The 4,040-nt window shown below is 35.2% G+C and carries 2 protein-coding genes; both read right to left on the bottom strand.

Annotated features, from left to right (window positions below; all coding sequences use genetic code 11):
• Positions 1-2,642: autotransporter outer membrane beta-barrel domain-containing protein (locus ACFINC_RS08995; protein WP_375616987.1), on the bottom strand; the 2,642-nt coding region annotated here is incomplete at its 3' end.
• Between the two features lie 970 nt (positions 2,643-3,612).
• Entirely contained in the window at positions 3,613-3,762 is a 150-nt protein-coding gene (locus ACFINC_RS09000; RefSeq protein ID WP_375612614.1) for a hypothetical protein, read from the bottom strand.
• Between the last annotated feature and the right edge of the window lie 278 nt (positions 3,763-4,040).

Below are 4,040 nucleotides of genomic sequence, written 5' to 3' on the forward strand. Positions count from 1 at the left end.
TCATCAAAGAGGTTTTGCGCAATATCGGCTTTGCCTTGGCTTGAGTCTGGTCCATAGGCACGTAGTGTATACATATCTGGTAAACCATTTCTTGTGGTATAGCCATTTACGAGTTTGAAAGAGTTTTCAGTTGCTTTTCCAGAAACTTGAATGAGTGAAAGCCCCCGTACATTAGGAGCAGCAGAGATATTTGCTTGACTACTGTTCTTTTCTACGCGTCCTGAAACATAAACTGATGTGTTGCCAGCGACATCCCCATGGATCAAAAGCCTATCGGTTTTTTGATCGGCGATGGGTGCTCCATCACTCCATTGTGCGTTGAAGTAAATCTTTGCATCACCCGTTGCATTGTAGACTTCTTGCGTGTCTGGTTTACCAGAACCTATATACAAAGTTTGGTAATGCTCTTCTGTTGGCTTGCTAAACATAATGGAGCTGTTATCGAGATTAAGCGTAGAAATATCGGAACGAGATCTTTGAGCAATATCAAGTAGTTTTCCATCAGCATCTTTTTCATTGTTACTGATCTTCAACGTCCATTTTGTGTTGTTTTTCAGATCAAAGCGTGTTTGCCCATTTTCGTCATTTCTTACACCGCCTTGTAAGACAGAATGATCTGCAGTTAAAGTAAACATTTCAACAGGTTTTGTCTTCTGCTTTATGTTTTTGAATAACGTATCTGCAAGGATTTTTGAATTTTTGAGATTAATTTTCCCCATTGATTCATCGGTATTTATTCCAATACCATTTTCAACGATCAGATCTGTATTGGTCAAATTAACTTCACTGTTTTGCCAATCTTGTGGATTACTATTACTTAGGCCATTTAACTTATTTTTAGACAAATCTGCAAAATTCACCCCAGCAACCCCTGCTGTTGCAGAAGTATTTGCGAGATCAATATGTCCATTTCTGTTTATCTTTAGTGCAATTATTGTTGCATCTATTTTGTTTTCAGCGCCATTGACCATCTTAATCGTGCTATTGGATGCGACAAGTCCAAAATCAACTTTTTCAATCGTTGTTTTTCCGTTTAATTCAATGACGCTATTTGCAGCAGCATTTACACCCATGCTGGGCAGTTCGATTCCCTCAATATTTGTTCTTTTCCCTTTTATCGTTAATTCTTCGCTTGTGATTTTGCCTCCATCCGTTACATAAAGACCAAAGAGAGTCTTCGTAATCGTTGTTTTTCCTTTTAATTCAATGACGCTGTTTGGGCCCTCAGCTGATGCGCCTGTAACTGAACTTTCGCCATTTTCTGTGAGTGCAACATCTTTAACATTAATATATCCACCAAAAGTTGCATATAATGAATTATTACTCCCAGTAACAGTTCCTCCTGTCATGAAAATTTTTGATTGCTCACCAATGGCACTCAGCGCATTATGCTCAGATGAAATGATTTTCGCACCATTGTTTAAAGTAATGCTACTGCCGTTTTGAGCAATTATTGCTTCTCCTTTTGCCTCAAAAGATCCGCCGGTGATTGTTATTTGAGATTTGTTATCTGCTAAGATGCTGTTTTTTGCTTTCGTGACGGTTACATTATTTAAAGTGACAATACTTCCTTTGTCAGCACTTATTCCTTTATCCATAAGAAAGTCATCATTTCCGCTTGATATTTTTACATCTTTCAGCGTGTTTTCTTTGCTGGTGGTGTTAAGAAATGATGCACCTACTGCTTTGTCTCCTGTGACCTCAATCGATCCTCCGGTCATCTTGATTGTCGCATTATCACTTTCGGCTTTAACACCGATCGAAGCATTTTTAATTGTTGTGTTACCATTCAATTCAATAGTGCTGGAACCTCTTGCAAATGCACCGAATTTTGTTCCTTTACCATTTGCTGTGAGCACAACATCTTTAACATTAATATATCCACCAGCTTTTGTATATAATACACTATTGCTACCGGTAACAGTTCCCTTTGTCATAAAAATTTTTGATTGCTCACCAATGGCATTGAGCCCATCACCGTTAAGTGATGTGATTTTTGCCTTATTGTTTAAAGTAATGATACTACCGTTTCGAGCATTGATTGCTGTTTCGTTTGCCTCAAAAGATCCATCGATAACTGTTACTTGAGTTTGGTTATCTGCAAAGATGCTGTTTTTTGCTTTTTTAACAGTTATATTTTTCAAAGTGAGTTTACTTTTTTTTTCAGCTTTTATTGCGTTATAGGGTTCACTGTTTTCACTTGTTATTGTGACATTTTCCATATTTCCGTTACCAGCATTTAGCTGAATAGCGGTTTTATCAACATTGATAGAACCTCCTGTCATTTTGAATGTAGCGTTGTCCGATATATTAACGCCGTATTCATAGGAAGATTTAGTTCCAAGTGGAGCACCAATGATGGTATTGTCCGATAATTCAATCAAACTATCGGATCCTTTAACGGTGACAACGGTTGTAACAGATGGTGGTGTTGGAGAGGTACTCCCCAGCTTTAAATTCTTGCCGATGATTTTTCCACCCGTTTCTGCCCAAATATTCTCGTAGCTTTCTTTAGAGACTTCCATTTTTTTTCCATCAGAAACTTTAAGTTCTTTAAGTTCTTCCGCTTGTGTGTTGTGGTAGGTCCCAAATAATAGAATTGCTGCAGTTGCTGTATGCGATAAAAGAGATTTTTTAGACATTTATGTTCTCCTCACTTAAAACTAAGCTACAAATATTTTTTCTGTTTGCCATATCTCCACTTGTTATAAGAAGAACAAACAATATAAGAAAATAAATAATGGTCTATAAAAATATTCTTCTTGCTCACTATTTTATAATTTACTTATAGTTTTATAATTTACTTATAGTCAAATTAAAAAATATAATAATTAATGTATATATTTATATTTAAGTCATATTATATTTATAGTTTTAGTTATTACGTATTAAATATATAATTAAAAATATTAAAATGATATTTAAAGACAATATTATAAGCAAATGATCGTTGTTTGTTTGTACTTTTTAATGGTATCACAGTACTGTCATATATTTTGATGCATTAAGGAGAATAAAGGGGGGACAGCATCGTTGGGAACAGCCGTCAGCAAAAATTAAAAAAGTTTACTTAATTTTAGATCTGAGGTGTTTTATATTGGATGTAATGTGTTTTATAAATATGCTAAAGAGTACTGATTGATGCTTTTATAAATCTTAGTTTCTTCTTGAGTATTTTGATAAAGTGGTTGATGTCTTTGTTTTTTTGGTGTATTTAATTAAATTATCTGCGTAAAGAAATATTTTGCAGTATGTTTCCTATGTAAAGAGGAAAATAATAGTAGCTTGTGCTTTTTATCTACTTACGACAGTAAAACTTTACATTTTCTTTTTGCTTTGAGAAAAAGGGGAAGGGGATTTTATGAAGCAAGCGCGATTTATCAATAAACATATATGATTTATCAATAAATACATATAAGGTGTTTTTTCTGAAAGTTTTACTTTCACTTGGAGATGAAGCGCTTTGCGACATTTTTGTTTATGAGAGATAAATGCCATTCAATATCTAAGACAGCGTAAGGGGCAGATTTCTCAAAATCACTGAATTTATTCTCACCCTTAAGCATAACCACCCGCTTTAGTGCATATTTTCATTCTTTTGCGCAAAGACTGCTACACGCATTTCACGCTCCCCAATTCCAGCAAATTGGCAAGACCTTCCACAGCTGTCTTTTCAGGATTATAACGAAAGCGTTTTTTTGCCTGTGTACGAGCAACTACTTCAATCTGGTATGCATCAAAAACAATACCTAGCCTTGTCAATCAATAAATCTTGATGGAGATGATCTTGGGAGGATAAAGAACAAAAGCTATTCGAGCGATCTTTTTATGAAAGGGTGTCAAGAATAAAAAAAGGCAGCATATCGTGCTGCCTTTTTTTAAATTGAATAGAATGAATAGGCTTGCTTTTACAGCTTTGTGTTAAAACTGATAGCGTATGCCGCCTGAGAAATTTGCTCCAGATATACCAGTTTTCTGAAGCTTTTGTTGATAACTTACATCACCATGAAGGGAGAAATTGTGAGACAGTTGCGCATTGA

Source organism: Bartonella sp. AP58NXGY, from assembly GCF_042195785.1.
Taxonomy (GTDB): domain Bacteria; phylum Pseudomonadota; class Alphaproteobacteria; order Rhizobiales; family Rhizobiaceae; genus Bartonella.